General features: G+C 41.6%; 25 protein-coding genes and 1 tRNA gene. 24 read left to right on the top strand and 2 right to left on the bottom strand.

Going from position 1 to position 24,603, the window contains the following annotated elements; translation table 11 throughout:
* Window positions 1–377 precede the first annotated feature (377 nt).
* The 17 genes from HPC67_RS12250 (at window position 378) to spoVT (ending at window position 17,150) form a co-directional block, all read left to right on the top strand.
* Window positions 378–1,157 carry a TatD family hydrolase gene (locus tag HPC67_RS12250; RefSeq protein ID WP_217588368.1) on the top strand — a complete coding sequence of 260 codons (780 nt, stop codon included), beginning with the start codon at window positions 378–380 and terminating at the stop codon, window positions 1,155–1,157.
* A 226-nt stretch (window positions 1,158–1,383) separates the two neighbouring features.
* Complete coding sequence (locus HPC67_RS12245; RefSeq protein ID WP_217588366.1) at window positions 1,384–2,568, top strand: resuscitation-promoting factor; 1,185 nt, start codon at window positions 1,384–1,386, stop codon at window positions 2,566–2,568.
* 105 nt (window positions 2,569–2,673) lie between these two features.
* Entirely contained in the window at window positions 2,674–3,243 is a 570-nt protein-coding gene (gene rnmV / locus HPC67_RS12240; RefSeq protein WP_217588365.1) for a ribonuclease M5, read from the top strand.
* On the top strand, window positions 3,233–4,108 hold the full coding sequence (gene rsmA / locus HPC67_RS12235) for a 16S rRNA (adenine(1518)-N(6)/adenine(1519)-N(6))-dimethyltransferase RsmA (protein WP_217588364.1): 876 nt from the start codon (window positions 3,233–3,235) through the stop codon (window positions 4,106–4,108). Before rnmV ends, rsmA begins: the two co-directional genes overlap by 11 nt.
* 129 nt (window positions 4,109–4,237) lie before the next feature.
* On the top strand, window positions 4,238–5,146 hold the full coding sequence (gene yabG / locus HPC67_RS12230) for a sporulation peptidase YabG (RefSeq protein WP_217588362.1): 909 nt from the start codon (window positions 4,238–4,240) through the stop codon (window positions 5,144–5,146).
* Between the two features lie 284 nt (window positions 5,147–5,430).
* Window positions 5,431–5,697 carry a biofilm formation stimulator Veg gene (veg, locus tag HPC67_RS12225; protein ID WP_217588361.1) on the top strand — a complete coding sequence of 89 codons (267 nt, stop codon included), beginning with the start codon at window positions 5,431–5,433 and terminating at the stop codon, window positions 5,695–5,697.
* 184 nt (window positions 5,698–5,881) lie between these two features.
* Window positions 5,882–6,058, top strand: a complete 177-nt coding sequence (locus tag HPC67_RS12220) for a small, acid-soluble spore protein, alpha/beta type (protein WP_217588360.1) — start codon at window positions 5,882–5,884, stop codon at window positions 6,056–6,058.
* 112 nt (window positions 6,059–6,170) lie between these two features.
* A complete protein-coding gene (gene ispE, locus HPC67_RS12215) occupies window positions 6,171–7,025 on the top strand; it encodes a 4-(cytidine 5'-diphospho)-2-C-methyl-D-erythritol kinase (protein WP_217588359.1) in 855 nt (284 codons plus the stop codon).
* A gap of 64 nt (window positions 7,026–7,089) precedes the next feature.
* Window positions 7,090–7,905 (top strand): pur operon repressor, encoded by an 816-nt coding sequence (gene purR, locus HPC67_RS12210; RefSeq protein WP_217588358.1) that lies wholly within the window; start codon window positions 7,090–7,092, stop codon window positions 7,903–7,905.
* 187 nt (window positions 7,906–8,092) lie between these two features.
* Window positions 8,093–8,389 carry a septation regulator SpoVG gene (gene spoVG / locus HPC67_RS12205; RefSeq protein ID WP_217588357.1) on the top strand — a complete coding sequence of 99 codons (297 nt, stop codon included), beginning with the start codon at window positions 8,093–8,095 and terminating at the stop codon, window positions 8,387–8,389.
* A gap of 232 nt (window positions 8,390–8,621) precedes the next feature.
* Complete coding sequence (gene glmU, locus HPC67_RS12200) at window positions 8,622–10,001, top strand: bifunctional UDP-N-acetylglucosamine diphosphorylase/glucosamine-1-phosphate N-acetyltransferase GlmU (protein ID WP_217588356.1); 1,380 nt, start codon at window positions 8,622–8,624, stop codon at window positions 9,999–10,001.
* Window positions 10,002–10,017: 16 nt separating this feature from the next.
* The gene (locus tag HPC67_RS12195; RefSeq protein WP_217588354.1) at window positions 10,018–10,971 is read left to right on the top strand and encodes a ribose-phosphate diphosphokinase; all 954 of its coding nucleotides are present in this window, start codon (window positions 10,018–10,020) and stop codon (window positions 10,969–10,971) included.
* Between the two features lie 135 nt (window positions 10,972–11,106).
* Window positions 11,107–11,739, top strand: coding sequence for a 50S ribosomal protein L25/general stress protein Ctc (locus HPC67_RS12190; RefSeq protein ID WP_217588352.1), 633 nt, complete (start codon window positions 11,107–11,109; stop codon window positions 11,737–11,739).
* A 93-nt stretch (window positions 11,740–11,832) separates the two neighbouring features.
* Window positions 11,833–12,393 carry an aminoacyl-tRNA hydrolase gene (gene pth, locus HPC67_RS12185; RefSeq protein WP_217588351.1) on the top strand — a complete coding sequence of 187 codons (561 nt, stop codon included), beginning with the start codon at window positions 11,833–11,835 and terminating at the stop codon, window positions 12,391–12,393.
* A 126-nt stretch (window positions 12,394–12,519) separates the two neighbouring features.
* Entirely contained in the window at window positions 12,520–12,750 is a 231-nt protein-coding gene (gene fin, locus HPC67_RS12180; RefSeq protein WP_217588344.1) for an anti-sigma-F factor Fin, read from the top strand.
* Between the two features lie 203 nt (window positions 12,751–12,953).
* Window positions 12,954–16,484, top strand: a complete 3,531-nt coding sequence (gene mfd, locus HPC67_RS12175) for a transcription-repair coupling factor (RefSeq protein ID WP_217588343.1) — start codon at window positions 12,954–12,956, stop codon at window positions 16,482–16,484.
* 132 nt (window positions 16,485–16,616) lie between these two features.
* Window positions 16,617–17,150 (top strand): stage V sporulation protein T, encoded by a 534-nt coding sequence (spoVT, locus tag HPC67_RS12170; RefSeq protein ID WP_217588342.1) that lies wholly within the window; start codon window positions 16,617–16,619, stop codon window positions 17,148–17,150.
* Window positions 17,151–17,278: 128 nt separating this feature from the next.
* On the opposite strand, the gene HPC67_RS12165 is transcribed toward spoVT, so the two are convergent.
* On the bottom strand, window positions 17,279–18,415 hold the full coding sequence (locus tag HPC67_RS12165; RefSeq protein ID WP_217588341.1) for an FtsW/RodA/SpoVE family cell cycle protein: 1,137 nt from the start codon (window positions 18,413–18,415) through the stop codon (window positions 17,279–17,281).
* Between the two features lie 363 nt (window positions 18,416–18,778).
* On the opposite strand from HPC67_RS12165, the gene HPC67_RS12160 reads away from it, so the two are divergent.
* From HPC67_RS12160 to HPC67_RS12130, 7 genes are all read left to right on the top strand, one after another.
* Window positions 18,779–20,368, top strand: coding sequence for a putative polysaccharide biosynthesis protein (locus HPC67_RS12160; RefSeq protein ID WP_217588340.1), 1,590 nt, complete (start codon window positions 18,779–18,781; stop codon window positions 20,366–20,368).
* Window positions 20,369–20,370: 2 nt separating this feature from the next.
* Entirely contained in the window at window positions 20,371–21,825 is a 1,455-nt protein-coding gene (gene yabN / locus HPC67_RS12155) for a bifunctional methyltransferase/pyrophosphohydrolase YabN (protein ID WP_217588339.1), read from the top strand.
* Window positions 21,826–21,830: 5 nt separating this feature from the next.
* A complete protein-coding gene (locus tag HPC67_RS12150) occupies window positions 21,831–22,091 on the top strand; it encodes an RNA-binding S4 domain-containing protein (RefSeq protein WP_217588334.1) in 261 nt (86 codons plus the stop codon).
* 58 nt (window positions 22,092–22,149) lie between these two features.
* The gene (gene yabP, locus HPC67_RS12145; RefSeq protein ID WP_217588332.1) at window positions 22,150–22,449 is read left to right on the top strand and encodes a sporulation protein YabP; all 300 of its coding nucleotides are present in this window, start codon (window positions 22,150–22,152) and stop codon (window positions 22,447–22,449) included.
* Complete coding sequence (yabQ, locus tag HPC67_RS12140) at window positions 22,446–23,048, top strand: spore cortex biosynthesis protein YabQ (RefSeq protein ID WP_217588324.1); 603 nt, start codon at window positions 22,446–22,448, stop codon at window positions 23,046–23,048. Before yabP ends, yabQ begins: the two co-directional genes overlap by 4 nt.
* 4 nt (window positions 23,049–23,052) lie before the next feature.
* A complete protein-coding gene (locus HPC67_RS12135; protein WP_217588318.1) occupies window positions 23,053–23,433 on the top strand; it encodes an FtsB family cell division protein in 381 nt (126 codons plus the stop codon).
* Between the two features lie 126 nt (window positions 23,434–23,559).
* On the top strand, window positions 23,560–23,943 hold the full coding sequence (locus HPC67_RS12130; protein ID WP_217588316.1) for a S1 domain-containing RNA-binding protein: 384 nt from the start codon (window positions 23,560–23,562) through the stop codon (window positions 23,941–23,943).
* A gap of 134 nt (window positions 23,944–24,077) precedes the next feature.
* On the opposite strand, the gene HPC67_RS12125 is transcribed toward HPC67_RS12130, so the two are convergent.
* Window positions 24,078–24,151: transfer RNA gene (locus HPC67_RS12125), tRNA-Met, on the bottom strand.
* Window positions 24,152–24,603: the final 452 nt, after the last annotated feature.

Below are 24,603 nucleotides of genomic sequence, written 5' to 3'. Positions count from 1 at the left end.
CTTTTTAAAAGTGGCTGGGACAAAAACTTAAAGTTAAATTTAAAAGACGAACAATGCTCAACATTAGCTCCGGAAATATACGAAGACTCCGGCGGGAGGAGAGGCCTAGGCGAGACCCCGCAGTGCGTAGGGAAGGAAGGCTAAAGTCGCGACTTCCTGTCGCAACGCCTTCATGACCAACGTCCTGTTGGCCCGAGGCTCACCAGCCGCCCGCGGTCTCCTAGTTTCGGCGCGTCCTGCGCCAACGTCGACACTAAAGCATCGTGTTTGTCGGTCGCGAAGTATATTTCCGGAGCGGCCGTATTGTTCGAATTATGATTCGGTAAATCTCTTTTATCCCAGCCTTTTCACCTTAGGTCGAAACAAGGAGTGATTGTGTGCTGTTTGATACACATGTGCATTTAAATGCAAGGCAATTTTTTGAGGATCGTGAGGAAACGATTCAACGGGCGAAAGCGGCTGGTGTAGACTATATGGTCGTCGTCGGCTTTGACCGAGAAACAATTCCCCTCGCGCTTGAAATTGCAGAACAACATGATACGATTTATGCGGCTGTAGGCTGGCATCCGGTTGATGCAATTGATATGACCGGTGAGGATTTAAGCTGGATTGAAGAACTGTCCGCACATCCAAAGGTCGTCGCTTTAGGCGAAATGGGTCTCGATTATCATTGGGATAAATCACCTAAAGATGTTCAGAAGGATGTGTTTCGCAAGCAGATTCATCTCGCTAAAAAGCTCAAAATGCCAATTATTATACACAATCGTGAAGCAACAGAAGATATTATTCAGATCTTACAAGAAGAGGATGCTGCTGAAGTGGGCGGTATCATGCATTGTTACAATGACTCGGTTGAGTATGTCCAAGCATGTCTTGATATGAATTTTGACATTTCATTAGGTGGACCTGTCACGTTTAAAAATGCGACTATGCCAAAAGATGTTGCTAAAGCCGTGCCTCTCGATCGGCTTTTAATTGAGACGGATGCCCCATTTCTCGCGCCACATCCAAATAGAGGTAAACGAAATGAGCCAGCTTATGTCGCACTTGTAGCTGAGAAAATTGCCGAATTACGGCAAATGGATGTTGCCGAGATTGAGAAAATCACAACAGAAAATGCGTTCAAACGCTTTAACATATCTCCTGAAAATGAATAACGCGTTATGAATAAATTTAAAAACGATCGATGATGATGAGGTTGGACAAGCTGTCCAGCCTTATTTTTTGTGTTTAAACCGAATCGCTCAATCGCCTATTGTGCCTAGTTTACACTCTGTTCTCGGACGAATTGTAATGTATTTGTAAAATAATCGTAATCGTAAAGGCTTTGACATTGCACATATGTACTGAGTATAATCGGAGACGTTGAAAGGAGGCAATAGCATGAAATTCATTTCAAAGCTCTTGCCAGCCACGAAACTAAAGCTGGTTGTCTCAGGTATTGGAATCGCCCTGCTTGCCGTGTTTGCAGGTGTTACTGTTTTTGAACTAACAAAAGCAGAAGTAACCGTTCACGCAAACGATGATGAACAAACGGTAAGAACGCATGCTGATACAGTAGATGTGCTGCTTGACGAGTTGAGCATTTCAGTCAAAGAGCATGATTATTTATCACATGCACAGGATGCTGCAATCGAAGACGGCATGACGATTGAGTACGAGACAGCAAAGAAAGTCACGCTTATCATCGATGGTGAAAAAGAGACTTACTACACAACAGCCGATGACATTAAAGCATTTTTTAATGAACACAACATAGCTTATTCTGTAAAAGACGACATCTCTATCGACCTTGATCAACAGATCAAAGATGGAGAAACCATTACAATAGATAAAGCATTCAAAGTAACCATTAATGTTGGTGGCGACAAACAAGACATTTGGACAACTGGTGGCACGATCGAAGGCTTACTAAGAGAGCAAGACATCACGCTCAATGAGTTAGACAAGGTAGAGCCGGCTTTGGATCAAGTTGTTACCGAACAGACCCCTATTAACGTTACACGTGTGGAAAAGACGACAAAAGAAGTTGAACAGTCGGTCCCATTCCAAACAGAGACAAGACGTGATGGGTCGTTAGCCAAAGGGAAACAAAAAGTGATCGCTAATGGCAGTGAAGGTAAAGTTGTCAAAACGTATGAAGTCACACTAGAAAATGGTCAAGAAGTTGCAAGAGAGCTTATTGAAGAGAATGTTGTTCAAGAAAGCTCAAACAAAATTGTCGCTGTCGGAACGAAACAACCTGACCTCGTGACATTGTCTGATACAAGCAAGAGTGGCAAAACATTTACAGTTACAGCAACTGCTTATTCAGCATATTGTAACGGATGCTCAGGGATTACCGCGACAGGTATTAACTTAAAGGCTAATCCGTATAAGAAGGTTATTGCAGTCGATCCTAATCTCATTCCGCTCGGTACGCGTGTATGGGTGGAAGGCTATGGTGAAGCGATTGCTGGGGATACAGGTGGTGCGATCAAAGGTCACCGTATTGATGTACATGTTCCAACGCGAAAAGAAGCGTTACGGTTCGGCTATCGAAGAGTCCAGATTAAAATACTCGATTAGCAAAACGCCCTTGTCATGTTATGATGACAAGGGCGTTGTTTTTTTGTAGAATAAATAGATTAGTACAAGTGCATGACTATTGAAGAATGGAAAGAGGCTCAAACATTGAAAGTTAAAGAAATTATTGTCGTTGAAGGCCGCGATGACACCGCAAAAATCAAGCAAGTGCTTGATGCTGATACAATTGAAACAAACGGCTCAGCATTGAATCAACAGACACTTGATCAAATTCGCCACGCGCAGGCAAAACGGGGTGTCATCATTTTTACAGATCCAGACTTTCCTGGGCAACGTATTCGAAGTTTAATTGATGAAGCCGTTCCAGGCTGTAAGCATGCTTTTTTGGAAAAACAAGAGGCAAAATCACGACAAGCTAATAAAAGTCTCGGAATAGAGCACGCATCTAAAGAAGCGATTGAACGGGCATTATCAGTTGTTTATGAACGTCAGGATGCCGCTCAAAGTGATATTACACGAGAAGATCTTGTGTCATACGGCTTGATTGGTGGAGAAGGCTCAAGCCGGCGCCGTGAACAGCTCGGGACGCGATTAAACATTGGTCATACAAACGGGAAGCAATTACTGAGACGCTTAACGATGTTCAATATAAATAAGCAAGAGCTTGATCAGGCGATGACCGCCATTTTGCAGGAGGCTGATGAACATGAGTCATAAAAAATATATTGCCACACCATCAAGGACGAAGGATATTCTATCGAAGTATCATTTTAAGTTTAAAAAAAGTCTCGGTCAAAACTTCCTTATCGATGTTAATATTTTGGAAAACATTATTCATCATGCTGGTATTGATCAAGCATCAGGTGTTATTGAAATTGGACCAGGGATTGGAGCGCTTACGGAGCAGCTGGCTATTCATGCCGACAAGGTGCTGGCATTTGAAATTGATCAGCGTTTACTGCCAGTTCTAAAGGATACGCTAAGCGACTATGATAATGTTCAGATTATCCATCAAGATATTTTAGAAGCAAACGTGTCAGAAGCGATTCAAACACATTTCAAGGCGGATCAGCCCGTTCATGTCGTTGCCAATCTCCCTTACTATATAACAACACCAATTTTAATGAAGCTGCTTCATGATAACCTTCCTGTTGATAGCCTTACTGTTATGATTCAAAAGGAAGTTGCGCAACGCATGGCTGCTGAACCGAATAGTAAAAGCTATGGCTCGCTGACGATTGCTGTACAGTATTATACAGAAGCGCATGTTGCCATGACCGTTCCTAAAACAGCCTTCATGCCACAGCCGAATGTAGATTCGAGTATTTTAAAATTGGTCAAACGTGCTGAGCCCCCTGTTCAAGTAGATGATGAGGAAGCCTTTTTTGCGCTTGTTCGCGCGAGTTTCGCTCAACGGCGGAAAACCCTTCGAAATAACTTAACAACGTATTATAAAGATACATACGATAAAGAGACGATTTCAAGCTTATTAGAAAAAGCTGATATAGACGGTACGAGAAGAGGCGAATCACTAAGTATGGCCGAATTCGCCAACCTCGCCAACGTGTTTACCCGTCAATGATGAATTGATAAGACGACTGCATCCATATATGTAGTCGTTTTTTCTTTCTCTAAAGCACATCTATGGGCAGCTGTGCATAACCTGTTATTATGACAATGATGCAGGTTGTAAAGACAGCGAGGTGGCTTTATGTATTTTGCGCAAGATGACTTAGTAACACGATCCTCATATAACCATGATGTGTTGTTTCGTGTGGCATCCATTCATTCAAATGTCGCGATTTTGTATGGAGAAGAGATTCGTCTTGAAGCAGATGCCCCACTGAATGACTTACGGAAAGCAGATCAGCAAGAAGTTCGTCATATCCGACAAAAAAGTAAAGAAAAAGAATTATATTCCTATCGCTTATTCCGCCAAGATTATCACCTGTTAAAGGAAAAGCGTGATTATGAAGCATCACACGGCTACAGTGAGGAAGTGTCTTTTTTTCAGCTTCCAGCTCAAGTGCTTCATATTGATGGTGATCCGATGTATTTAAGGAAATGCATTCAATTATATGAGCAGCTGGGGCTCCATGTCCACGGTGTGCATTTGAATGAAAAAGAAATGGCGACAGAGGTCACGACATTAATTGAGAAAGTGCGTCCAGATATGTTAGTTGTAACGGGGCATGATGCCTACTCAAAAAATAAAGGGAAGCGCAATGACCTTCGCGCATACAGACACTCGCAAAATTTTGTGGAAACAGTTCGTAATGCACGTGATACCGTACCGTCTCTTGATCAACTCGTCATTTTTGCGGGTGCTTGTCAATCCCACTTTGAATCCCTCATTCGTGCTGGTGCAAACTTTGCCAGTTCTCCTTCACGCATTAATATTCATGCTTTAGACCCAGTTTATATTGCAGCAAGAGTCGCTTATACGTCGTTTATGGATAAGGTGGATGTCTGGGACGTGTTGCGTAACACATTAACAGGTGAAAAGGGCATTGGTGGTGTTGAAACGAAAGGATTGCTGCGGACTGGAATGCCTCATATTAAAGAAGATGAATCGAAGAAGGCAGATCACGCAGAGGCAGATGATGAAAAAAATGTTTGATCATTTTCCGGTATCGGATTTGCTTGTGATTTAACAACAAAATTTGTTTTATAGCCGACCTTTTGTGCGTCGAACGCCTGCTATAACGTCTTCTAACTTGAAATCAATAGCTCATATTACAATTTTTTCAATTGAGATACATAATTTGTTAACAATTACGCATAATAATGGTGACATATCGTGTATCTCTATTGACATCGTTTGTAATATGTTGTTATAATTAAATATTTTATTTGACTACCAGGGCGAAATGTGGTATGTTAGATAAAGTGAGGTGGAGTATAGTGGGAAAAACATTAATCGAAATCAAGCAGCATCTTGAAAGCCGTATTGGAGATCGCCTGACCCTCAAAGCAAATGGGGGAAGAAGAAAGACGATAGAACGTACAGGCACACTCGCAGAGATGTATCCGTCCGTCTTCGTTGTAGAACTTGACCAAGATGAGAATGCATTCGAGCGTGTTTCTTACAGCTATGCAGACGTACTGACAGAAAGTGTTGAATTAAGTTTTAATGAAGATACATCCAATGTCATCGCCATCGAACAGTAAACATTCGTTTGCTGTTTGTTTTTTTATGCTAGATCCCTTAAGGTGTCATAATGACCTAGACCCATTTGGACTCTTTAAGACAACCTAGCTTCGAGGCTGCCTGCATATGGCAGGTGTAATTGAAGTGTCATTGTACAAACTAAGTGTGTCGCCAAAGGAACTCAATTGAAAGGGGTTGTCTTTCGTGGCGCGACGTTCTGGGATGATGTCTCAACAGATGAAGGAAGAACTGGCCAAGGAATTGGGTTTTTATGATACCGTTAAGCGAGAAGGTTGGGGCGGCATAAGAGCACGGGATGCCGGAAACATGGTGAAACGAGCCATTGAAATAGCAGAAGAGCAAATGACGAACAGACCCTGACATCATTCAGGGTCTGTTTTCTATGGCGAAAGGTCATCCAATAGCAAATGTCGCAACAGCCGCCACCGTTATGATACAATTTCAATATACTCTTGTAAGTGGGTGACAGGTGATGGTTGTTTTTGAAAAAGCACCGGCAAAAATCAATTTATCCTTAGATGTATTGAATAAACGTGCGGATGGATATCATGATGTCAACATGGTTATGACGACAATTGATTTGGCTGACCGGGTATCACTGTATCCGCTTCATCGAGATGACATTACCGTCGTGGCTGATAATCAATATGTACCAAATGATGAGCGTAATCTTGCTTATAAAGCGGCCGCACTATTTAAACGAACTTTCCACATAACAAAAGGCATTCATATTGAGTTAGAAAAGCATATACCTGTATCTGCCGGATTAGGGGGCGGAAGCAGTGATGCCGCTGCTGTCCTCAGAGGACTGAAGCGACTATGGCAGCTGGATCACGTATCAAATGCAACGCTTGCAGAAATGGGCGCTCAGATCGGTTCGGACGTACCCTTTTGTGTTTATGGAAAGACAGCTTTAGCAACAGGACGTGGTGAACATATAGCCCATTTACCAGCACCCCCATCCTGTTGGGTCGTATTGGCGCGACCGGATATCGGTGTATCGACACGGACAATTTTCCCAAAGCTAACGTTGAATGACGTGCCAAGCACTTATACAGAAGGTGTCGTCACAGCTTTAGAAACGCATGATTTTTATGCAATGTGTGATCATATGGGCAACGACTTAGAAAGTGTAACATTAACGCTTTATCCTGAAGCTCAACGTATTAAAGAAAAAATGCAACAGTATGATATACCAGGTGTCATGATGAGCGGCAGTGGTCCGACGATTTTCGGTCTTGTTGAGCATTATAGCAAAGCGAAACGCGCCTATAATGGACTTCGGGGATTTTGTCATGATGTGAGGCTCGTACGAGTGATGGGTTGATTGTTGCTAAAAGACGAATAATAATGATATATTTAAGCTAAATATTCGGTTTTGAGGTGTAGTTATGAGAAGAAGCCAGCGATTGGTTATGTTAACACAGTTTTTTTTGGAAAATCCGTATCTTCAGGCACAGCTTCCAGGCTTTGTTGAAAAAATGGCGGCATCAAAATCTTCAATTAGTGAGGATTTAGATATTATTAATGACGTTTTCCGTAAAGAAGGAATCGGTTATCTAGACCGAACGGCTGGATCCTATGGAGGGGTTAAATACATACCTGAAGTGTCACAGCAAAATAAAATGACCTTTATAAATGAGTTATGTGAGCGGTTAGAAGATCCGGAGCGGCTTTTGCCAGGCGGCTATTTATATATGAGTGATATTTTAGGACATCCACACACGATGCAGCAAATTGGTCGTATTTTTGCATCAGCATTTTCGAATCTCCATATTGATGTTGTGATGACAGTTGCAACGAAAGGTATTCCACTCGCTTATGCTGTTGGACAATATCTCGGTGTCCCTGTTGTAACGGTCCGTCGTGATCCAAAAGTTACAGAAGGTTCATCCGTTAGCATCAATTATATATCTGGATCATCCCGTAAAATTCAGACGATGGTATTACCGCGTAGAAGCTTAGAAAAAGGGGCGCATGTCTGTATTGTTGACGACTTCATGAAAGCTGGAGGCACGATTACCGGCATGATAAACCTACTCAAAGAATTTGACGCGCACCTGGCTGCAATTGGTGTTTTAGCGGAGGCTGATGATGAAGAGGATGAACGTGTCGTAGACGATTATACATCCCTTATAAAAATACTTGATGTAGATGATAGACAAGGTAAAATTACCGTTCAACCAGGTAATATTGCTATAAAATAATGATCAAACCTTCCAGTATGTTCTCAGCCAGAACACTCTTTATTTGTGGAAGGTTTTTTTAATTCTAACTGCAAAAACATATTTTTCAAAAAAAAATATTATTTTTATCTAGTTTAAGAAGGATTTACTGGAAAAATGTAGAATATAGATATAAGGTTTTATATAAAACAAAGGGGTGGATCATCTTATGGAAGTTACTGACGTTAGATTGCGCCGTGTGAGTACAGAGGGAAGAATGCGGGCAATTGCATCAATTACTATGGATGACGAATTTGTTGTTCACGATATCCGCGTGATCGATGGGAACAACGGCTTATTTGTCGCCATGCCATCCAAACGTACACCTGATGGGGAGTTTAGAGATATTGCACATCCTATTAATTCAGGGACACGGGGTAAGATACAAGACGCTGTTTTAGCAGAGTATCAGCGTGTGGGGGAAAAAGAACAAGAAGAAACATTAGAAGAAGCAGGCGTTTCCTAGGGGGAACGGGAGGTCTAGTCTGAACAAGATAGACCTTCTTTTTTTGTGGAAAAAGGTTTTTCTGGTTTTTTAGCGTAATGCTTAAACACTTTAATTAAATATTCGTAAAATATATTAGCCATAGTCTGTTCAAAGTCTTTACGCTCAGTCTATGGTTGCCCTTGAATATATGTTGAAATACAAGCTTATTTAAGATATTATTTTAATGGATAAAATGAATGGAGGTTTCTTCATGACACAACGCTATGCGGTTATACTTGCGGCAGGTCAGGGCACGAGAATGAAGTCAAAACTGTATAAAGTTCTGCATCCCGTTATGGGCCGACCAATGATACAACATGTCATTGATCAGCTTCAACCAACAGAACTTGATTCTTTAATTACAATCGTCGGTTTTGGTGCTGAGCAAGTTGCCGAGCAAATTGGTGATCAGAGTGCATGCGTGATTCAAAATGAACAGCTTGGCACAGCACATGCCGTTCAACAAGCTGAACAATTATTAAAGGAAAAATCGGGAACAACGCTTGTCGTATGTGGTGACACCCCACTTATAACGAGTGATACATACCGTGCATTAATTACGACTCATGAAGCAAATGGCGCTAAGGCAACCGTCTTGACAACGGAAATGCCTGATCCAACCGGATACGGCCGAGTCGTTCGCAATGCATCTGGTGATGTAGAACGGATTGTTGAACATAAAGATGCAACCGACGACGAAAAACTGATTAAAGAGATCAATACTGGAACATACTGTTTTGATAACGAGGCATTATGGGAAGCTCTACAAGACGTGCAAAATGACAATGCACAAGGTGAATATTATTTACCGGATGTCATAGAGATTTTAAAGCACCGATCAGAGAAGGTGACCGCTTACCTAACCCCTAATGCTGATGAGACGCTTGGTGTAAATGATCGTGCTGCATTAGCAGAAGCAGAAAAAATCATGAAAAACCGCATTAACCGGAATCATATGAAAAATGGTGTGGGTATTATTGATCCAGACCATACGTATATTAGCCCGGACGTCATGATTGAGGCTGATGCAGTGATTCATCCAGGCACGATCATTCGTGGTCAATCTGTTATTCATGCTCATGCTGAAATCGGTCCACATACGGAAATTATTGACTGTGTCGTTGATGAAGCAACGGTTATTGCACATAGTGTTGCTAAACATAGTCGAATCGGCAAACGCGTTCAAATTGGTCCATATGCGCATATTCGTCCTGAGGCAGATATCGCCAATGACGCAAAGGTTGGTAACTTTGTAGAAATTAAAAAGGCAACAATTGGAGAAAAAAGCAAGGTGTCACACCTTAGTTACATCGGTGATGCTCATGTTGGCAGCCGTGTCAACGTCGGATGTGGTACAATAACAGTAAATTATGATGGTAAGAACAAATACTTAACGACAATTGAGGATGACGCTTTTATCGGTTGTAATTCCAATTTAATTGCACCTGTTACAGTTGGAAAAGGCGCTTATGTGGCAGCAGGCTCAACGATTAACAAGCACGTACCTGATGAAGCACTTGCTATTGCAAGACAGAAGCAGGCGAACAAAGAAGGCTATGCAGCAAAGATTAAGAACAGACAAAAAGACTAACGGAGGGTATTATATCATGGCATCGACCTACAAGGATTCAGCGCTAAAGGTTTTCACGTTGAATTCAAACCGCGAACTAGCAGAAGAAATTGCAAATCATATTGGCACGACTCTAGGAAAATGTACTGTATCAACATTTAGTGATGGAGAAATTCAAATTAACATCGAGGAAAGTGTTCGCGGCAACGACGTCTATGTCGTACAATCAACATGTCCGCCGGTTAGCCAGCATATTATGGAGCTTTTAATTATGATTGATGCACTTAAACGGGCATCAGCGCGCTCCATTAATATTGTTATGCCATACTACGGTTATGCGAGACAAGATCGTAAGGCGCGCTCAAGAGAACCCATTGCAGCTAAGCTCATGGCTAACCTAGTAGAAACAGCTGGCGCAGACCGTGTCATTATGCTTGACCTACATGCACCACAGATTCAAGGCTTTTTTGACATTCCTATTGATCATTTACAAGGTGTACCTATTTTAACGAGCTATTTCGAGAAAAAGAATCTTGATGAAGTCGTTGTCGTATCACCAGATCATGGTGGTGTGACCCGTGCCCGTAAAATGGCAGATAGACTTGGTGCACCGATTGGTATTATTGATAAAAGACGACCAGCGCCAAACGTTGCAGAAGTGATGAACATTGTTGGTAATATCGAAGGTCGAACAGCGATCTTAATTGATGATATTATTGATACTGCTGGTACAATTACACTAGCAGCAAACGCTTTAATAGAAAATGGCGCCAAAGAAGTGTATGCTTGTTGTACACACCCTGTGTTATCCGGACCAGCCATTGAACGCATTCAAAACTCGAAAATAAAAGAGCTGATCGTAACGAATTCGATTCCATTACCTGAAGAGAAGAAGATTGACAAGATCACCCAGCTCTCCGTTGCATCACTCATTGGTGAAGCCATTATCCGTGTCCATGAATTGAAATCGGTCAGCAAGCTGTTCGACTAAAAAGCGGCACATCATCTTTACATCCTTTCTGCCCATTGTTTAATGTAGGTCCACAGGGGGCTAAGTTAAAAGAGAAAGCAGTTATCCGGTTTATGGTACGAGTACTTTAAAACGAATATGATGGAGGTATGCAAGATGACAGTCACATTAAAAGCAACAAAAAGAAATGACCACACGAAATCAATTACAAAGGAAATCAGGGAAAGCGGTCACGTGCCAGCTGTTTTATATGGAAAGGATAAAGCAGCAACATCAATTGCTGTTAATAGCGTAGACCTTATTAAAACAGTACGTGATGAAGGTAGAAATGCGATTATTTCACTAGATATTGAAAATGGCAAACCGACAGACGTCATGCTTCACGATTACCAAATCGATCCGATTCGTGATGAATTGATTCATGCAGACTTCTATGTTGTAGATATGAAGGCTGAAATGGATGTAGAAGTTTCTGTTCGTCTGGAAGGTGACCCAGAAGGCGTTAAAGAAGGCGGCGTACTACAGCAACCGTTATATGTGTTACAAGTACGTGCTAAGCCAAACAATATCCCAGAAGAAATTGTCGTTGATGTAGCAGGACTAGGTATTGGTGATGTTGTATCGGTTGCCGATTTACCAACATCTAATCAATACGAAATTCTTGATGAAGCAGATACGACAGTCGCAACGATCCTTGCACCAATATCAGAAGAAGAGCTTGAAACAACTGCTGACGTGGAAAATGCTGAGCCTGAGCTTGTCGATTCCAAGGATGAAGCAGCAGAATAACAGCATGTTAGCATAACAATTACCCTCCTGACGAGTGGCCAGGAGGGGTTGTTGTGTTTTGATACGATACTTTCTTTAAGGGAAGACGATACTATGAAATGCATTGTAGGGCTCGGAAATCCCGGCCGAAAATATAAAAATACCCGTCATAATATTGGCTTTATGGTCATTGACGAGCTTTTAAAAAGACAGAATTGGAAGCTCAATCAAGATAAGTTTGAGGGCAAGTATACAGTGGAGCATGTGTCGGGTGATAAAATTATTTTACTTCAACCACAAACATTTATGAATCTCTCAGGGCAATCGGTGCGCCCGCTTGCTGATTATTATAAGATTGCTCCAGAAGACATACTCGTCATATACGATGATCTTGATTTGCCAACGGGAAAGGTTAGGCTGAGACAGCAAGGTGGTCACGGCGGCCATAATGGCATCCGTTCTCTTATTGATCATCTTGGAACGAAGGCCTTTAATCGTGTTCGAATTGGTATCGGCCGACCTGAGGGCCGCACGCCAGTTGTAGACCATGTTCTTAACCCTTTTGCTAAGCATGAGAAAGAGGCGGTTGCAGAGAGTATTCATAAAGCTGCAGACGCTTGTGAAGCATGGATGGAAAAATCATTTATGGTTGTTATGAATGAATTTAATGGGTGAGAGACGCATATACGTCAAATAAGACGATTTTAAAATAGCTGTATGTTTGCGCTGTCCCCATGTGTATAAAATGTTGCCATTCGGACAAACTTTTAATGACCCCGAGAATTTCGAGGAGGTTTGTCGATGGCAATTATATATAAATGCAGTCATTGTGGGCATGAGATCGGAAGGTTAGACCAACGTGTAGTCCATACGTCGATGCTCGGATGGGATCAACTATCCGAAAAAGACAAAAGGCATATGATTCATTATCAGAATAATGGAGACGTTCAAATCCGGTCTATTTGCGAAAATTGTGAGCAATCACTTGGACAGCACCCACAGTATCATGAATTGGATCATTTTATACAATAAACATACGCGCTTAAATCGCTTTGGGAGAAGACCAAGGCATTTTTGCGCTTTTTAGCACCTTGTTCAACATACCGCAAGCTCTCATGAATGCGGTGTTTTTACACACAAGAAGATTGAGGGCTAGTGGCCTTAAATTGGCTTTTTCCCTATTAACCAAGGTGTTTATATACTTGGGATGTTTTAAATTATTCGGGGGTTAAACGATGAAAGCAATTCGGAACTATTTACAAACAAGTGAAGACATACAATCCATTATGAGTGGCATCAAAAACGGCATGACTGAACAGCTTGTTGCTGGAACGTCAGGATCTGGCCGTAGTTTGACCGCTTCTTTGATTAATGAATCCACACATAAACCAGTCTTGCTCGTGACACATCAGCTGACTCAAGCACAGCAGCTTTATGATGATCTCATTGAATTATCACCTGAAGCAGACGTTTATTTATATCCCGTGAATGAACTCATTGCATCTGAAATTGCTGTCGCAAGCCCAGAGTTGAAAAGCCAGCGCATTGAAGCATTGACAGAGTGGGTTACAAAAAAGGCAGGGATACTAATTGCCCCAGTTGCGGCACTCAAACGGATACTACCACCGAGTGCTTATTGGTCGCGCTATCAATTGCCGTTTACCCTTAATGAAAGCATTGATATTGAAGCATACTTAGCGGCTTTAATTAATATGGGCTATGAACGAACGGATATGGTCGATGCACCAGGTCAATTTAGTCGGCGTGGCGGTATTATTGATGTGTATCCATTAACGGAAGCACGCCCGCTCCGTATTGAATTGTTTGACGATGAAGTGGATTCAATCCGGTCATTTGATGCAGAAACACAACGTTCTTTGGACAAACTACAGTCTGTTTCAATCGGACCGGCAACAGAGTGGCTGTTAACAGATGAAGACATGCTCAGTGCGGGCCAGCGATTAGAAAAAGCTTTTGCTGCATCATTATCGAAGCTGACAACTAACGAAGCCAAAGAAACACTTACAGGCGTCATCGAGTATGATATTGATCAATTTAAACAGTTAAATCGTTTTGAAGGTATGCATAAGTATATAGGTTTGTATTATGAAACCCCTGAAAGTTTACTAGACTATTTACCAGATAACGGTCTCATTATGTTAGATGAGATGAGCAGAATTCATGAAACAGCCATACACTTGGACAAGGAAGAAGCCGAATGGTATAGCAGCCTGCTAGAATCACATCAAATGGTACGAGATATGACGTTTTCTTATGACTGGTACACAATTTGGGATCACATATCTCCAAGACAACGTATCTATTTGTCGGTTTTCCTACGTCACATTCCGAATACACAGCCACAAAACATTATTAATATGTCTTCACGGCCAATGCAGGAATTCCACGGACAAATGAATTTGTTTAAAAATGAATTACAGCGTTGGAAAAAAAGTGATTATTCAGTGATCATTCTTGCGCCAGATGAAAAACGTGCCGAAAAAATACAGTCAATCCTCCAGGATTATGATATGGCGGCAACAGTGTCCGAAACGCTTAAACTCCCTTATGTAGAGGAACCAGTTGTTTTGATCGGCTCGATGAGTGCAGGGGTCGAATTCCCCATGCATAAACTGGTCATCATTACGGAGAATGAGCTCTTCAAAAAGAAGACGAAAAAAACACGCAAGCGGCAAAAAATATCAAATGCCGAGCGTATTAAGAGCTATCAGGAGCTCAAAACCGGGGACTATGTCGTTCATGCCAATCACGGAATTGGTAAATACCTCGGTGTTGAAACACTTGAGGTAGCCGGTAAGCATAAGGATTATATGCTCATCAAATATTCGGGCGATGATAAGCTCTTTGTTCCAATCGATCAAATTGATCTCGTTCAAAAGTTTGTAGGCTCTGAAGGAAAAGAACCGAAGTTGTATAAACTGGGCGGATCTGAATGGACAAAGGTAAAGCGTAAAGTTCAATCATCTGTTGAAGACATCGCTGATGATCTCATTAAGCTGTATGCAGAAAGAGAAGCACGAAAGGGATTTGCCTTTTCTCCTGACACGGTTTTACAGGATGAATTCGAAGCTGCATTCCCATATCAAGAAACCGAAGATCAACTGAGATGTATTGAGGAAATTAAAGGGGACATGGAACGTGAGCGGCCAATGGACCGACTCCTTTGTGGTGATGTCGGCTATGGCAAGACAGAGGTTGCTATTCGGGCAGCATTCAAGGCGATCGCAGACGGTAAACAAGTGGCCATTCTTGTTCCGACAACAATTTTAGCTCAGCAGCATTTTGAAACAATACGCGAGCGATTCCAGGAGCAGCCTGTTGAGATCGGTATTTTAAGTCGTTTTGGTACAAAAAAACAACATCAGGAAACGCTTCACGGGTTAAAAACTGGAACGGTTGATCTCGTTGTAGGCACACATCGTCTCTTGTCAAAAGACGTTCAATATCATGACCTTGGACTACTCATTGTCGATGAAGAGCAGCGTTTTGGTGTGAAGCATAAAGAAAAAATCAAACAGTTGAAATCAAATGTTGATGTGTTGACGCTAACGGCGACACCAATTCCGCGTACACTGCATATGTCAATGCTCGGTGTTCGTGATCTGTCGGTCATTGAAACACCGCCGGAAAATCGGTTTCCAATTCAAACGTATGTCGCTGAGTATAATCCAATTATGATCAGAGAAGCGATCGAACGAGAGATGTCTCGAGGTGGGCAAGTCTTTTTCCTTTATAATCGGGTTGAGCATATTGATAAAATGGCGCGCGATATTGGAATGATCGTTGATGATGCAAGAATTGCGGTTGCTCATGGACAAATGAATGAAACAGAGCTCGAAAACGTCATGTTCGGTTTCTTAGAAGGTGAATATGATGTGCTCGTCAGCACAACGATTATTGAAACGGGTGTAGACATACCGAATGTCAATACGCTCATCGTCTATGACGCAGACCGTATGGGGTTAAGTCAGCTGTATCAATTAAGGGGACGGGTTGGACGCTCCAATCGCGTTGCGTACGCTTATTTTACGTATCAAAAGGACAAAATTTTAACAGAAGTTGCTGAGAAGCGTCTGGAAGCCATTAAGGAATTTACAGAGCTTGGTTCGGGCTTTAAGATTGCCATGCGTGATCTATCGATTCGAGGAGCTGGTAATCTTCTCGGTGCTCAACAGCACGGATTTATTGATTCTGTTGGATTTGATATGTATTCACAAATGCTGAAAGATGCCATTGATGCGCGAAAATCAGGTAAAGAACTTGATGAAATTGAAGCGTTTGAGCCTGAGCTCGCACTCAATCTCGATGCATACATTCCCGATTCCTATATTGATGACGAAAAACAAAAAATTGCAATGTATAAGCAGTTCCAAACGATTAGCGGGGCTGAGGATATAATCGAATTAAGAGATGAACTCATTGACCGCTTTGGAGACTATCCTGAAGAAGTAGGAAATTTGCTGACCGTGTCATCGTTAAAAACGCATGCTAAACGTGAACGTGTTGAATCAATTAGTGAGACGAACAAAAAAATCGAGCTCCTTCTGACAGTAAACCGCAGTCAAGAGGTTGATGGGGCAAAGCTTTTTCAACTTGCGATTGAATTTGGTCGGCACGTACAAGTTGGGACGGAAAACAAGAATTTAAAAATTGTTTTCCGTCCAACGAAAGATATCGAGCATAATAGGTATAAGGATGTCAAGGCATTCATCTCTCGTCTAAATGAAGTCAATCGTTCAAACTAAATTATGCCTTCTCATGAATAGTTCTTTGGTGTTGATTCATACTAAACCCATAAATGGTGTTTTTTACACACTTTATGAATGAGTCACGTGTTACGCGTTGACTCAATCATCAAAGAAAGAGAGGCTTCACATATGAAAGCAACAGGAATCGTTAGACGTATTGATGATTTGGGTAGAGTGGTTGTTCCAAAAGAGATTAGGCGTACATTACGTATTCGTGAGGGAGATCCATTAGAGATTTTTGTTGACCGTGATGGAGAAGTCATTTTGAAAAAGTACTCCCCCATCAACGAATTGGGCAGCTTTGCCCAAGAATACGCAGAGGCTTTATTTGAGTCCATGCATCACCCTGTATTGATCTGTGACAGAGATGAAGTCATTGCTGTAGCAGGAGAATCCAAAAAAGATTATCTGAATAAACATATTGGATCTGAACTCGAAAAAGCGCTTGAAAATCGTACGACGGTCATGGAGACGAATACATCAGTGATGGAATTACTTGACGGAAAAGAAGAAGACATTCATTCATATTGCTTAAGTCCAATTATCGCCAATGGGGATCCGATCGGAAGCGTCGTTTTATTTTCCCGCGAGGAAACAATTGGCGAGATTGAGGAAAAATTAATTGCCACAGCCGCAAGCTTTTTAGCCAAACAAATGGAATAATGCCTATATGTCCCAAACCGCCACCAGTCTGATACCATGTTTAATTGTAGGGAATGACCTAGAATTGAACATGTCGGTCGACTGGTTGATGCGGTTTTTTTTAATTTCAGTGATTCTTGAATAAAGCGTTATTCAAACATATACGTTTTTGTATGTCTATATAAACTCAACATGAAGCCGATTGCTACCATGACCGTAACAAGAGCACTGCCACCATAGCTAATAAAAGGCAATCCAATACCTGTGATCGGAAGTAAACCGATGCTCATGCCGATATTTTGAAATACATGGTACGTGATCAGTCCAGAGACACCAGCACCGACATATTTTCCAAAATGGTCATGATAGTTCAAAGATATGACGGTAATCCGGTAAATTAACAAGAAAAACATTAAAATGACGAGTGTTGCACCAATAAAGCCGTATTGAGACCCAATAATGGAAAAGATCATATCCGAATAGGCATAAGGAACGTGCGTTATATTTTGATAACCAGATAGTTGACCTGCACCAATGCTCGTTATTGATTGTATGAGTTGGTGACCAGCCTCTGTATACTCATTAGGCTGGAGCCAGCCGTAAAACCGTTTAGCTTGATAATCCGATAAAAGACCTAAAACAGATTCAAAAAAGAATTCCGTCGCATAGCGGTAAAGCAAAAAAGCTGCAACGAAAAAAGCGGTGGGAAGTGATAATAGATAAACCAAGGTTCTTGGCCGAATTGTTGATACCAACATGATACAGAAGAGGATAAAAGCATGTGTTAATAAATTACCTAAATCAGGATAAGAGATGAGCATCATCGCGATCGGAATAAATAAGCCAAGCATTTTTAGAAGCTGCTGTAAATCATTTCGTAATGACGGCTCATAAAGACTATGTTTTTTTGCGATCGAGCTTAAGGCGAGTATGAATCCTACTTTAGATAGCTCGGCTGGTTGTAGTGAAACCCCTCCATAGCGGAACCACCCTTTTGCCCCATTGATCGTTGGTGATATGTTTTCGGGCAGTAGTAATATGCCAAGAAGTAGAAGTAAGCAACCAATATATATATAAATTGAAATACGTTTTAAAAAATCAGGATCTACATATGCCATACTAAATAACACGGCAAAAGAAACGATATAAAACACAATTTGTTTAGTTGTATAATTTTCATTAGATAATCCTAGTTGATAGGCGGTACTTATTGACAGAAGGCTCACAATACACATAACCAATAATAGCGTGACGATGCTAAGGTCTATTTTTCCTGAATGATTCATAGCCAATTTTCCACCTATCTTTAAAAATACGTCCTCAGTAAAAATGCAAATAACAGCAAAAACATTACATTAATAATCCATCGGACAATTTTCATTCGCTTTTGGATGTGATTCACCATAATAGCCTCTTTTCGCTCAGTTTAAAAAAGTATAACATTTGCGTTTACGCTGTTCAAAGAATCGCTCACTACTTTGAGCGGGGCATGATGTTCTTATATGTATCCCGAACGCGTTTTATATAAGGTCATTTTATCATCTCGCTCCTACAGCGTGTGCAAGTCTATGCTATAATAAAACCTAACATTAAGACGATTATCATAATGTGCTGGTGTAATGGTGCTGGCACACGGAAGGCGTTAAATCATGAAAGCGGAGCAATCTCACGGACTTATTAAAGGCGCACTCTTACTGACGCTGGCGGGGTTTATTGGCAAGGTTTTGAGTGCGGGTTATCGAATTCCACTGCAAAACCTTATCGGTGATGCGGGGTTTTACATCTATCAGCAGGTTTATCCAATATTAGGTGTTGCCATCATGCTCGGGCTGTATGGATTCCCTGCAGCTGTGTCTAAGCTCACTGTAGAGCAAAGTGAAGAAGGGCGAATGCCGAGTTGGCGGTCTTTTTATGGCCCGGTCTCGCTCATATTAGTGATCATTAATGGATTGTTTTTTCTCACATTATATGCTGGAGCGGATCAGCTCGCACAGTTTGCTGGGGACCCTGCATTGGCAAGTGGGTATCGACTGACAGCTTATATATTTTTGTTCATTCCAGTCACATCTTTGCTACGAGGCGTTATGCAAGGGAGAGGCGACATGCAGGCCACTGCGTATTCACAGGTCGCTGAACAATTCGTCAGAGCGATCATCATTATTATGGGTGCCTATGTCATTAGTAGGACTGGATCTGACATCTATGCGATTGGTAAAATTGGTGCAGTCGCGTCCATGACAGGGGCTTTCGCGGCTATACTTGTTCTCGGTCCGTTTGTGAAGAAAGATAAATCACGGTCAATAGTGTCACATCAGCATCCGGTCCAATGGCGACGTGTGCTGAAAGTTATTGGTGGATTCGGATTAATTGCAGCTTTGAATCATATGGTCTTAATTATTGTTCAAGCGGTTGATATGGTGTCACTCGTGCCGCAATTACAAGCGTATGGCTTAACAAAAGAAGCTGCGATAAAGGCTAAAGGCATTTTCGATCGTGGGCAACCACTCATCCAGCTTGGAACCGTTTTGGGATCGTCTTTTGCGCTCGCTCTGATCCCAACAATCACGAAAAAGACCTTGGAGCGTGACCCTGCATCTGTGAAGCAATCCGTTGGTCGTACATTAGCATTCAGTTTTTATTTGGCGGGTGGTGCCACCATAGGCCTCATCATGATTTTTCCCGAAACGAATACACTACTGTTTCAAAATGATGATGGTACATTTGCGCTAAGGGTGCTTGCCCTAGCCTTACTGTTAAGCTCTGTTGCGATTACAGCCATTTCAATATTACAGGGTGCGGGTTTTATGATGATGACCGCTTGCTTGATTGTAGGTGCTGGCATCGTGAAGTGGATTGGCAATGCAGTGTTTGTACCGATATGGGGGATCACTGGGAGTGCAGTTGCGACAGTTGTTGCCCTAGGTTTGCTAACACTTGTTGTCCTTGTATTGTTATCCAAAAAGCTCGCACAATTTGCCTATAAAGGATTCGTCAGTTGGTCTGTCTTTTTACTAGGAGGATTGAGTATGTCGGCTTTCCTCGCCGTCATCAAATGGTTAGTCCCCATGTCGATGGTACCATCACGTGGTGTGCTTTTTTTCTATGTTATCGGGCTTGTCCTATCAGGTGCACTGATTTATATAACGATATTAATAAGATTTGGGGCGTTGAAGGATGATGATATCGCCATGCTACCATTCGCGTCCAAGCTTATGAAACTTCGGAAAGGAAGGATTTAAATATGAAGCGACAGATAGATATTATTGGCCTTGGGGCAGGTGATATTGAGCAATTGCCCCTCGGTATTTATAGACGATTAACAGATGAACAAGAAATAATTTACTTACGTACGGCGGATCATCCAGTTGTTCAAACACTCGAACAAGAAGGTGTGCGCTTTCATGCCTTTGATGGCATTTATGAGGCACATGATACATTTTCAGACGTTTATGACACGATTGTCGAGCGATTGGTTGAAGCAACTGAGCACGGCCCGGTCGTATACGCCGTACCTGGACATCCCATGATGGCAGAAAAGACGGTTCAGCTTTTACTTGAACATCCGGATGTAGCCGTTAATATAATCGGGGGACAAAGCTTTCTTGATGACCTATTTACAGCCCTTTCCATTGATCCAATTGACGGTTTTCAATTGATCGACGCAACAGAGTTTCAAAGACAAGATCTTAAGCTCGGTCAGCATATCATTTTTGGTCAGGTATATGACCGGATGGTCGCTTCAAATGTGAAGCTTTCCTTGCTTGAGGAACTTCCAGCAGATTTCATCGTAACCATTATTGACGCTGCCGGCACAAAAGATGAAAAACGGATTCAAACGCCGCTTGTTGAGCTTGATTATGACGAGCACTTTAGCAATTTATCGAGTGTCTATGTACCACCTGTTCCAAGCCACTTGTTACATCACCAATTTTCCCGCTTGCGTGCTGTCATTGCTGAGTTGCGTGGGCCAAACGGTTGTCCGTGGGATCAGGCGCAAACACATGAATCCTTACGGCAATACGCGATTGAAGAAGTGTATGAGTTAATAGAAGCGATTGATCAAGGCGATGATGAGGGCATAGTCGAGGAGCTAGGTGATGTGCTCTTACAGGTAATGCTACATAGTCAAATCGGTGATGACAGTGGTTATTTTTCAGTTGACGATGTCATTAAAACGCTGACGGATAAAATGATTCACCGCCACCCTCACGTCTTTTCCGATAGGGAAGTCGACACGGTAGAGGAAGTGTATCAAAACTGGGATCAATTAAAAAAAGAAGAAAAAGGTGCGACCCGTCAATCCGTACTCGATGGCATTCCACAAGGATTACCGGCACTGATTCATGCTTATAAGCTGCAAAAGAAGGCAGCGAAGGTTGGGTTTGATTGGGAAGATCGAGAAGACGTTTGGGACAAGCTGAAAGAAGAAGTTGCTGAGGTGAAGGAAGCCATTCAGGACGGCGACCAAGAAGAATTAGAAAAAGAATTCGGCGACGTCTTATTTGTCGTGACGAACTTGGCGCGCCATTATAAGATCAATCCAGAATTGGCCTTGAATCGTGCAAACGACAAATTTACAACACGTTTTCGCTATATTGAAGCTAAATTGAAAGAGCATGAACGTGATATGAGCCAGATGACATTAGAACAGTTTGATACGTACTGGAATGAAGCAAAAATTAAAGAAAAGGAATGATCACGATGCGTTTAGATAAATTTTTGAAGATATCACGCCTAATTAAACGGCGTACGTTAGCTAAAGAGGTCGCTGAGCAAGGCCGAATTACCATTAATGGGCAGCAGGCGAAGGCCTCTACTAATGTTGCCGTCGGTGATGAAGTAACCATTCGATTTGGGCAGAAGCTCGTGACCGTTGAAGTGACGTCTTTAAAGGAGCATGTTAAAAAAGGTGAAGCTGAGATGTTATATAAAGTGCTGAAAGAAGAAAAATTGACCGAATAGTTCAGTTCTAGCCTTGTCCCTCTCTGCATACACTGGTATGGATAAGGAGGGCTAAGCGATGAACTATTATACTAAGGAAACAGCGCCAAGGATGGAAAAAGAACATCAATTAAAAATCCATAACCGTAAAAGCATTGAGATCACAGGTGTTAAAGAAGTTGATAGCTTTGATAATGAGGAGTTTCTATTGGAGACCGTGATGGGCTATTTAATTGTGCGCGGGCAAAACCTGCACTTAAAAAATCTTGATGTCTCTCAAGGCGTTGTGTCAATTAAAGGTCGTATTTATGAGCTATCCTATGTGGACGAGCATTCCCAGGAGAAGGCTAAAGGATTCTTTAGCAAGCTCTTCAGATGACGCTTAACGTCCAACTCGTCACGATGCTCGTTATGATTGCGAGTGGTATGTATTTGGGGATGGCGCAGGACACGTATCGGCGTTTGTCTATCCATTGGAAAGGGCAAACGCTGATCAAGTATGTTATGGAAGCTTCGTTTTGGCTGACACAAACGCTGCTTTTGTTCTATGTCTTATTTTTAGTCAACAATGGAGCGCTCAGATTATATATATTTCTTGCGTGTTTACTCGGCTACTCGACCTATCGTGCATTGGTCGCTTCCCTTTATCAAAGCGTTCTAGAGACCATCATTCGTATAATCAAGCGTGTGTATACCATTTTCCGACGTATCGTTGAAGTCCTTATTATAGCACCTCTTCAATGGCTTTTTCGTTTGATTGTGGCAATGGTGCTCGTCATTGTGAATGTGCTTTTTTCAATTTTATTATTCCTATTTAAAATCATTTACTGGCCCATAGCAGGATTGTTTCGGATCGTTTATCACCTATTACCTCAATCCGTTCAAAGAATATTGCACAAAATAGCAGGATTTTATAGTACAATGGAGAAGATAGTGATTAAGTGGACGAAACATATTTTGCGTAAATGGAGGTCATAATAGGATGTCTGCAAAAAGAACGACAGTTACCAAATTAGAATCCAGTTATATGAAACAATATGATGCCCATGTTGATCGGCAAAAAAGAAAAAAGCAACGACTCATGCGTCGGTTGATCCTTTTTGCAGTCGTTTTGGTGATTGCCATTGGAAGTATGACGGCCTATCATATGAAGCAGCGTAGTATACATGCTGAAAAACAAGCTGAGCATGAACGTCTAACTGAGCAACTGGATAAGATGCAACATAACGAAGTTGAACTAAGAGAAGAAATTCAATTACTGAATAACGATGAGTATGTCCTTGAAATTGCTCGGACGAACTACTTTTTTTCAAAAAAAGGCGAATTAATTTTTAAACTGCCGGATGAAGACCCCTCTTATTGACACACTTTTATAAATTTGGCTATAATATAATAAAGAGTGTTTTAATTTGACAATGTCATATAAGTAAGCACTTACATGAATAGCAGTTGTCAAGTTTTAAAAATCTTAAGGAGGAGCATTTTTTTTATGTCGATCGAAGTAGGCAGTAAGCTGCAGGGAAAGGTGACGGGGATCACCCATTTTGGAGCGTTTGTCGAGTTGGAGAAAGGAACAACAGGACTTGTCCATATTAGTGAAGTCGCTGATGCGTATGTCAAGGATATCAAAGAACACTTGACAGTCGGTGATGAGGTCACGGTAAAAGTGATTAATGTTGAGAAGGACGGTAAAATCGGCCTCTCAATAAAAAAAGCGAAGGATAAGCCTGTCCGCCAAAAAAATCCAAAGGAACGTACCGAATCGTTCGAAGCAAAAATGAATCGATTTCTTAAAGACTCTGAAGACCGTTTAGCCTCTTTAAAGAAGCACACGGAATCCAGACGTGGAGGTCGAGGTGCTAAAAGAGGATAGCAGTTGCTGTCTATTTAAATATGCTCTTATATCGATAAATAAAAAAGCAGGAGCCACACATCATGTGTGATTCCTGCTTTTCTTTGTCTAGCTCTGGCACCCTAACCGGGTCACCTACACTTTTCTTTCTCCTATAGCGGCGGAGGGGATCGAACCCCCGACCTCACGGGTATGAACCGTACGCTCTCGCCAGCTGAGCTACACCGCCAAATAAGCCAACAAAAAATATAATACAACAGGGTTGTCGTTATGTCAATAGAAACTCATTAAAAAAAGAACGCCGCTGAGGCATACCTTAACGTTTAACTCAAAAGACGAATGTTTCCGGAGCGGTCGCATTAAGCTCTGTTTTTTTAACACCAATTTCTAATTTGTTGTAAAAACATGTTGTCATACTTGACTGATTAAACATATTTCAACATATAATTATGAAAAATGATCCGTAAGCGTGTTCGCATTAGGGAGATAAAGTGGTAATTGGTATGTAAACTTTTTTCGTTTATAGGCTAAAACGTCTGTACAGACAAGCATTTCACTCTAGTGAAGAGCACACCGTAAAAAACGACGTCATGCTAGAAATGCGTCGAACGATTTTTATAACCTGTCCACTCATTTTGACAAAAAATCATTGGCGACTATGATTTAATAACGGTCATAGGA

The organism is Lentibacillus saliphilus, from assembly GCF_019093865.1.
Lineage (GTDB): Bacteria > Bacillota > Bacilli > Bacillales > Amphibacillaceae > Lentibacillus_B > Lentibacillus_B saliphilus.
This window is presented reverse-complemented; position numbering and strand designations above follow the sequence as displayed.

Bases quoted from the DNA above. Each gene is read 5' to 3' on its own strand.
- HPC67_RS12150 (WP_217588334.1), top strand. From the start codon at position 21,831: ATGCGTTTAGATAAATTTTTGAAGATATCACGCCTAATTAAACGGCGT.
- HPC67_RS12160 (WP_217588340.1), top strand. From the start codon at position 18,779: ATGAAAGCGGAGCAATCTCACGGACTTATTAAAGGCGCACTCTTACTG.
- yabN (WP_217588339.1), top strand. From the start codon at position 20,371: ATGAAGCGACAGATAGATATTATTGGCCTTGGGGCAGGTGATATTGAG.
- HPC67_RS12195 (WP_217588354.1), top strand. From the start codon at position 10,018: ATGGCATCGACCTACAAGGATTCAGCGCTAAAGGTTTTCACGTTGAAT.
- spoVG (WP_217588357.1), top strand. From the start codon at position 8,093: ATGGAAGTTACTGACGTTAGATTGCGCCGTGTGAGTACAGAGGGAAGA.
- ispE (WP_217588359.1), top strand. From the start codon at position 6,171: ATGGTTGTTTTTGAAAAAGCACCGGCAAAAATCAATTTATCCTTAGAT.
- HPC67_RS12135 (WP_217588318.1), top strand. From the start codon at position 23,053: ATGTCTGCAAAAAGAACGACAGTTACCAAATTAGAATCCAGTTATATG.
- rsmA (WP_217588364.1), top strand. From the start codon at position 3,233: ATGAGTCATAAAAAATATATTGCCACACCATCAAGGACGAAGGATATT.
- pth (WP_217588351.1), top strand. From the start codon at position 11,833: ATGAAATGCATTGTAGGGCTCGGAAATCCCGGCCGAAAATATAAAAAT.
- glmU (WP_217588356.1), top strand. From the start codon at position 8,622: ATGACACAACGCTATGCGGTTATACTTGCGGCAGGTCAGGGCACGAGA.
- yabQ (WP_217588324.1), top strand. From the start codon at position 22,446: ATGACGCTTAACGTCCAACTCGTCACGATGCTCGTTATGATTGCGAGT.
- purR (WP_217588358.1), top strand. From the start codon at position 7,090: ATGAGAAGAAGCCAGCGATTGGTTATGTTAACACAGTTTTTTTTGGAA.
- mfd (WP_217588343.1), top strand. From the start codon at position 12,954: ATGAAAGCAATTCGGAACTATTTACAAACAAGTGAAGACATACAATCC.
- HPC67_RS12190 (WP_217588352.1), top strand. From the start codon at position 11,107: ATGACAGTCACATTAAAAGCAACAAAAAGAAATGACCACACGAAATCA.
- HPC67_RS12130 (WP_217588316.1), top strand. From the start codon at position 23,560: ATGTCGATCGAAGTAGGCAGTAAGCTGCAGGGAAAGGTGACGGGGATC.
- fin (WP_217588344.1), top strand. From the start codon at position 12,520: ATGGCAATTATATATAAATGCAGTCATTGTGGGCATGAGATCGGAAGG.
- HPC67_RS12165 (WP_217588341.1), bottom strand. From the start codon at position 18,415: ATGAATCATTCAGGAAAAATAGACCTTAGCATCGTCACGCTATTATTG.
- yabP (WP_217588332.1), top strand. From the start codon at position 22,150: ATGAACTATTATACTAAGGAAACAGCGCCAAGGATGGAAAAAGAACAT.
- HPC67_RS12245 (WP_217588366.1), top strand. From the start codon at position 1,384: ATGAAATTCATTTCAAAGCTCTTGCCAGCCACGAAACTAAAGCTGGTT.
- spoVT (WP_217588342.1), top strand. From the start codon at position 16,617: ATGAAAGCAACAGGAATCGTTAGACGTATTGATGATTTGGGTAGAGTG.
- yabG (WP_217588362.1), top strand. From the start codon at position 4,238: ATGTATTTTGCGCAAGATGACTTAGTAACACGATCCTCATATAACCAT.